We start from the raw sequence: 4,557 nt of genomic DNA on the forward strand, positions 1-4,557 counted from the left end.
AAATAGACAAAGAAATAATAGATAGCTCAAATAGATTAAAATATTTAGCTAGGTTTGGAGTAGGTTTGGATAATGTAGATATTGAATATGCAATGAAAAAGGGCATAAAAATTATAAATGCGCCAAATGCACCAAGCAAAAGTGTTGCTCAATTAATTATATCAATGATATTTATTTTAGAAAGAAAACTATACAAAATAATCGATTCAGTAAAAAATGGAGAATGGCCTAAAGGAAAAATTATAGGTAATGAAGTAGATGGAAAAACTCTAGGAATAATAGGTTTTGGAAGAATTGGTAGAGTTACAGCAAGATATGCCTATCAGTTAGGCATGAAAATATTGGCAAACGATATTATAGATGTAAATCAAGAAGTTCAAAAGTATGAAGGTAAGCAGGTTTCATTAGATTATTTACTTCAAAATAGTGATATAATTTCATTAAGCGTCCCTTTAACTCCTTTAACTTATCATATGATAAATTATAAAACAATTTCTTTAATTAAAAACGATTCAATAATAATAAACACAAGCAGAGGAGAAGTTATAGATACAAAGGCATTATTAGATAGTTTAGACAAATTTAAAGGTATCGGATTGGATGTCTTGGAGCAAGAACCCCCTAAAGATGAAATATTTAGAAAATTAATTAAAAACGATAAAGTAATAGTAACATCACATATAGGTTCTGAAACTTTTGAAGCCATGGATAGGCTGACAGAAGAATTTGTTACAAATATTTTAAAGGAGGTTTCAAGTAAATGAAATACTTGACGCCAGGGCCAATACAACTTCCAAAGGATGTACTAAATCACATTAAAAATCAACCTTATTTTCATAGGTCTAGTGAATTTAAGGAAATTTTTTCATCAGTTATTGAAAAAATGGAAAAAATTGTTGGAGAGGAAGTTCTTATATTACCTGGAACAGGCACTTTTTCAATTGATACAATGGTGTATAATTACGTTAATCCCAATGAGGATGTTATATTAATAGATATAGGCGAATTTAGCAGAAGATTAGGCGAATCATTAATCTCAAGAAACGTCAAATTGCATATAATAAAAAGTGAAATTGGAGATGTTGTAACTCCAGATATAATTGAAGATTATAGTAAAAAGATTAATGATTTAAAGGCAATAGCTATGGTTCATAACGAAACTAGCCTAGGAGTTGCTAATAGGTATATAGAGAAGATACAAGATTTAGCTAAGTCATTAAATGCTATTTTGTTGGTAGATAGCGTATCTGGAATACCTGCTGAAAGAATAAGCAAAAATATCGATGTTATAGCAACAGCGTCACATAAAGCATTTATGTCAATTCCAGGAGCATCAATAATATTTTACAGTATTAAACCGAGGAATTTTGATAAATTACCACCTAGTATGAATTTAAATAAATTTATTGATATGAAGAAAAGGCTTGAGACTCCATATACTCCACCAATAAATGTTATTATGGGCTTGGATTATTCAACAAACTACATTTTAAAAGTAGGCATTGATAAATATGCAGAAATACATAAAGAGAGAACGGATTATTTAAGGAACCTAGTTAAATTAAAGCCCGTTGCAAAAGAAAAATTTGGTAGCAATACAGTATCAGCGTTTTATACAAATAATACCAAGGCTATAATAGAAAGCTTGAAAAACAAGGGATACACTATAGCATCAGGTATGGGAAACTTATCTAACAGCATTATTAGGATAGGGGTAATGGGGGATGTAAGTTTAGATGATGTAAAAAAGGTTGCGGAGGTAATTAATAATTATGATTGATAAAAGATGCAAACTTTGTTTAATCGAAAGTAGAGTTAGTGACTTGATTAGATTGGGGTATGATGATAAAATACCAGATCTATTAGAAGAAATTTCAAATAATTTAAAGACTGGCAAAAATAGAGATGAACTATTTGTTGATACTTTTAACTACATAAAGAAGTTGGTAAAAAATGAAGATCCTTATAACGATTTAAAAAATAAGTTAAATAAAATTGGAAAAAAAGTTTCTTTATCAATAAGGGATGAGTTAATTAAAAATAATTGGGACGTAAACATGGCATTGAAATTTTCAGCAGCGGCTAATATATTAGACTCAAATGTTTTAGGCTATGAGCCTATTAATATAAATAATGCGTTATATGATGAACCCAAATTATTTGGTGATATAAATATACCAAAAAATGAAATTATATACTTGGTGTTAGATAATTCCGGAGAAGTCTATATTGATTTGCTTTTAAAAGAATCTTTAATTAGAAATGGCTATAATGTTAGAACAGTGATGAGAAGAGAAAGCTATGAGATAGACGTTTCTATAAAAGATGAAATAATTCCCGATATAGTTACAAACGGTAATTATTCACCATTAAGAAACATAAGTAATGGTTTTTTAATAGCAAAAGGTATTGCTAATTTAGAGGCTTATTTGTTTTCAGACCATAGGCTAAGAACTCTTCATTTGTTTAGAGCAAAATGCTTTGTTTTAGCAGATAAGTTTAACGTAAAGAAGAATACGCCAATAATAATAAACAGCGAAAATTTGCTAAAAATTTTTAAAACTTAATTATTTGCTAAAAATTTTTATTTATGCTTAAGGAGTTATAGTCTATTAGATTGCTTATTATCGCATGTTTAGGTTTTCAAAAAATAAAAATATGCGGCGGCCGGGATTCGAACCCGGGACCTCTGGCTTGGAAGGCCAGCGTCCTAATCCAGGCTAGACTACCGCCGCCCATACTATTGTTTAAAGTTAACCCGTTTTTATTTTTACTGGTTTTATATTGCACAATAAATCATTTAATTTATTATTGCATTTAAAAGCAATTTAGACGAGGTCAGAAAAATTTTTCATTATTAAGATTTATAGGATTTTATATTATAAATAAATGCAAAATTAATATATTTAATTTAATAAATTATAAACTTTCGCTCTTCAACTCTACCAGCAGGTTAGTTATTTTTCATCTTTTTAATTTTTATAGCAACATCATATGGGTAGTATTGGTTATTTTCTATTAAACTCTTTCCGTCTGTACCCTTGGGGATAGGTAAGTCCATAGAAGATAAAATTGTAGGGGTAACATCATAATTTGATAGCGGATTTTTTAATTCCATTTTTTCATCTTTAATTTTATCTCCATAGGCTAGAAACACACCGTATATATGATGATTTGTTCTGATGTCTATTCTTAGTCTAGAAAAAGATAGCGGTTGCAAAGAAAAATCAAGGTAAATATTATTTGGAAACTTTGGCATTATAATTGCTGAGGGATATTCTGGATAAAAAGGTCCTCTAAACATTTTTTCACTTTTTATAATTTTGATATATTTTGAAACCTCATCTTTTTCAATTAATTTTATAAATATATCTCTTTCTTTATCATTTCTAAAATAGGTAACCCATACATCTGCCGGATCGTGCATATCATAAGACGGACTAAGCTTATCCATTTCAGTTTCATAGCCTTCCCAAGCCTCTTTTTGGCTTAACTTATAAAGTTCATTTCTTTCTCTAATAATGTTGAAATACCGTCTTACTATTGTTTTCTTTATAATAAATCTTATAGGTATATTGAAGTACAGTGATAACTTGTCATTTATAGTATAGAAGGCTGTAATGAGATCTTTTTCTCTCGTCTTTTTCTCTATTAATGGTATCAATGGGTTAGCATAGTATCTATAAGCGCCAAGTCCATGATCGGAAACTATAAAAATATTTTGGCATTTGCGCATTAATTCGTAAAGCAAAGAATCTATCATTTCCCATATTTCTTTTGATTTTTTCTTAACATTTAAAACCTCGTGAGGATCTTTATGAAATGTTTGATCAGGGAAAGGCAAAATTATTGAAGCAAAGTCATAATCTTTTTCTTCTAAGATTTTTTGTAGACCGTCAATATAAGATTTTGTTTTCTCATAAGGATTTAATGCAGGATTAAAATACTTTAAAAATTTTTTCAAAAAATCTGAATTGGTTTCTACTCTTGGAGCTATTAAGGTATCTGTTATCAAATCCAAATTTTTAGTATACCAATTTCCATTAATCGGCCATGTTAAAGGGTAATTTATTGATAATGTGCTTAAACCTTTAAACGCAGTTATTTCAAAAATTCTAGGAAATTTGACATCAAAGCTTTGATAATATCTCCACATAGGTTTTCCGTTATTATTATAAATTTTTGTGAAACCCCATATTCCATGTTTTGCTGGATTGACACCTGTTGCTATGCTTGTCCATTCTATCGGTGTTACAGGTGGGATTGAAATTAAAGCATTTAATTGCCCATTTTTAATAATTTTTCTTAAGCTTTTAAGTTCAATTTTTGTTAGCGCATTATTGAGTATTTGAGGGGATAGTCCATCAAGGCCAAGCATTATTGATTTCATTTTTACTTCCCTTTTCTTTTTAATATCAGCCATTTAAATTTTAATATTAAATATGATAATAAAAACAAAAACTTTGCCCTTTCTAGGGACATAAATTTTTAAAAAGATTAAATAAAGAATTTTCTTCTAGAGTAACATAGACAAATGTAACCCAATCCTAAGCAAAC

Annotated in this window: 4 protein-coding genes and 1 tRNA gene; 3 read left to right on the forward strand and 2 right to left on the reverse strand. The window is 29.0% G+C overall.

All coding sequences use genetic code 11. From position 1 onward, the window contains the following. From RXO53_RS07730 to RXO53_RS07740, 3 genes are all read left to right on the forward strand, one after another. A partial coding sequence (locus RXO53_RS07730) for an NAD(P)-dependent oxidoreductase (protein WP_410713649.1) occupies positions 1-764 on the forward strand: 764 nt, incomplete at its 5' end. Beyond that, entirely contained in the window at positions 761-1,780 is a 1,020-nt protein-coding gene (locus RXO53_RS07735) for a pyridoxal-phosphate-dependent aminotransferase family protein (protein ID WP_410713650.1), read from the forward strand. The genes RXO53_RS07730 and RXO53_RS07735, both read left to right, overlap by 4 nt. Next, a complete protein-coding gene (locus RXO53_RS07740) occupies positions 1,773-2,567 on the forward strand; it encodes an ARMT1-like domain-containing protein (protein ID WP_410713651.1) in 795 nt (264 codons plus the stop codon). The genes RXO53_RS07735 and RXO53_RS07740 overlap by 8 nt, the downstream gene beginning before the upstream one ends. A gap of 92 nt (positions 2,568-2,659) precedes the next feature. Here the strand turns inward: RXO53_RS07740 and RXO53_RS07745 are convergent. Both RXO53_RS07745 and RXO53_RS07750 read right to left on the reverse strand, forming a co-directional pair. After that, positions 2,660-2,735: transfer RNA gene (locus RXO53_RS07745), tRNA-Gly, on the reverse strand. Between the two features lie 218 nt (positions 2,736-2,953). Further along, entirely contained in the window at positions 2,954-4,423 is a 1,470-nt protein-coding gene (locus tag RXO53_RS07750) for an alkaline phosphatase family protein (protein ID WP_410713652.1), read from the reverse strand. Positions 4,424-4,557 lie beyond the last annotated feature (134 nt).

Origin of the sequence: Caldisphaera sp. (genome assembly GCF_046536515.1) — an archaeon.
Classification (GTDB): Archaea; Thermoproteota; Thermoprotei_A; order Sulfolobales; family Acidilobaceae; genus Caldisphaera.